2 protein-coding genes are annotated in these 1,274 nt (G+C 58.1%); one reads left to right on the top strand and one right to left on the bottom strand.

Features of this window, described 5'->3' with window-relative positions; all coding sequences use genetic code 11:
* Positions 1-235: 235 nt before the first annotated feature.
* A complete protein-coding gene (locus EN914_RS35855) occupies positions 236-433 on the top strand; it encodes a hypothetical protein (protein ID WP_013530427.1) in 198 nt (65 codons plus the stop codon).
* 144 nt (positions 434-577) lie between these two features.
* On the opposite strand, the gene EN914_RS35860 is transcribed toward EN914_RS35855, so the two are convergent.
* The gene (locus EN914_RS35860; protein ID WP_013530428.1) at positions 578-1,096 is read right to left on the bottom strand and encodes a ferritin-like domain-containing protein; all 519 of its coding nucleotides are present in this window, start codon (positions 1,094-1,096) and stop codon (positions 578-580) included.
* Positions 1,097-1,274 lie beyond the last annotated feature (178 nt).

Consider the following 1,274-nt stretch of genomic DNA (forward strand, 5'->3'; position numbering starts at 1 on the left):
CTTTTGCTGAAATCGGTAGGAGCCCTCTGTCGGCGGGAAGGCAAGACAAGCGCCTTGCTGTCGACTTCCGGGAACGGCCGTCTTAATTTGCGTTTGCTCTCCGAGGTTGGCATCCGTCGCAGGTTCTCTCCGACCAAGATCCTTCACAAAATGTTACGTAAGGGAACGTTCGCGCCTGACTCTTCTTAGGCAATCGAGGCGGTTGTCGCCTCGTGCATTGTGAAGGAGAAGAAGAATGCCCAATCAAGGTGGTAGCCACGAACAGCATGTGAAGGCAGGCCAGCAGAGCCACAAGAATGCCGATAATAAAAACCGTCAGCAACAGCAGGCCGCTGGTGGTGGTCAACGGCAGCAGGGCGATGGATCCGGCATGCGTGGTGGAACCCACGAACAGCACGTGAAAGCTGGCGAACAAAGTCACAAAAACCGCTGATCGCGGGTGATTTCAGCAGACCCACCCCGAAGTATCGGGGTGGGTCTGATGCATCTGAAAGAGGTGCTATCGACGACGCCGCGGTTGGGGTCGCGAAAGTCGCCCCGGCGACTTTGCCGGGGCGACTTCAGTCAGGACGCCCAGTCAGGCAGCTTGCTCCAGGGCGCGCTCATTGACACCGCCTTCGCCCAGCCCGGAAAGCGCTTCGTCCGTCGCGACCTCCTCTTTCAATGTCTCGTTGAGGAGCTTGACGACGTCGCTCTTGCCAAGCTGTTCAGCCCACGCGACCAACGTGCCGTAGCGCGCGATTTCATAATGTTCGACGGCCTGTGCCGCGCCGACCAGCCCAGCATCCAGGGCTGGGTCGCCCTTGTATTCGTCGAGAATTTCCGACCCTTCCTCAAGAATGCCGTCGATCGCCGGACAGGTCTTGCCGCGAGCCGGTTTGTCCATAAGTTCGAACACTTGCTCGAGCCGATCGACCTGGCCTTCGGTTTCCATGCGATGTTTCTCGAAGGCCGCAGCCACCTCCTCGGATTCGGCGCCCTTTGCCATCTTCGGCAAGGCCTTGAGTATCTTCTTTTCAGCGTAGTAGATGTCCTTCAGCCCATCGAGGAACAGAGCCTCCAGTCCCTTGGTCGTCGCTCTTTTTGCAGTCGCCATGATTTGTCTCCCTTGGATCGTCGTGAAAGCTCACCGGCGGTGTAGCCATGGACTAACTTTCCATGGAAGCAGTTGTTCCCTGGGGGCGACGTGGAAGGGCAGCGCGTCGAACACCGCTTTTATCGAGGGCCGATCGACATCAAAAGGCGATGGACGATGACGGTGTGAGAGCCTGTCT

The sequence above is a fragment of the Mesorhizobium sp. M7A.F.Ca.CA.001.08.2.1 genome (assembly GCF_003998455.1).
Lineage (GTDB): Bacteria > Pseudomonadota > Alphaproteobacteria > Rhizobiales > Rhizobiaceae > Mesorhizobium > Mesorhizobium ciceri.